Source organism: Carboxylicivirga caseinilyticus (assembly GCF_050589785.1).
GTDB lineage: Bacteria > Bacteroidota > Bacteroidia > Bacteroidales > Marinilabiliaceae > Carboxylicivirga > Carboxylicivirga caseinilyticus.
Genome location: NZ_JBNGOX010000123.1, coordinates 1 through 425, shown reverse-complemented (window position 1 = coordinate 425; position 425 = coordinate 1). Strand labels below are relative to the sequence as shown.

The 425-nt window shown below is 35.8% G+C and carries 1 protein-coding gene; it reads left to right on the top strand.

Going from position 1 to position 425, the window contains the following annotated elements:
* Positions 1-425 (top strand): hypothetical protein (locus ACRD62_RS22495; protein WP_430822329.1); only part of this gene is annotated, 425 nt, incomplete at both ends.

The window sequence follows — 425 nt, the reverse complement described above, 5'->3', positions numbered from 1 at the left end:
CCATTAATCAACAACTCCAGTTAACGTTCGATCAAAATATTAGTAAAGGTTCCTCCGGAAGATTCTATATCTATAATGAAAATGGAACTGAATTTACTTCTTTTGCTACAAGTAACGCAAATGCTACAACTTCAGGCACGACTCTTTACGTGAACCATAACGATTTCGTTGAAGGTGCTATATATTATATTACAATTGATCCAGGGTTTATTGTATCTCAAGCGACCAGTTTAGCTTTCCAAGGTATTAGTGATGTGAATCAATGGAGATTTACTACCGTCATACCTGCTCCGGAAATAACAACTTATCTTCCAGTTCAGGATGCCACTGATGTTACGGCAAGTCAAAGTCTTATCTTAACTTTTGATCAAAATATACAATTCGGAGCAACTGGACCTAGACTATACATTAATAATGCTGATAAT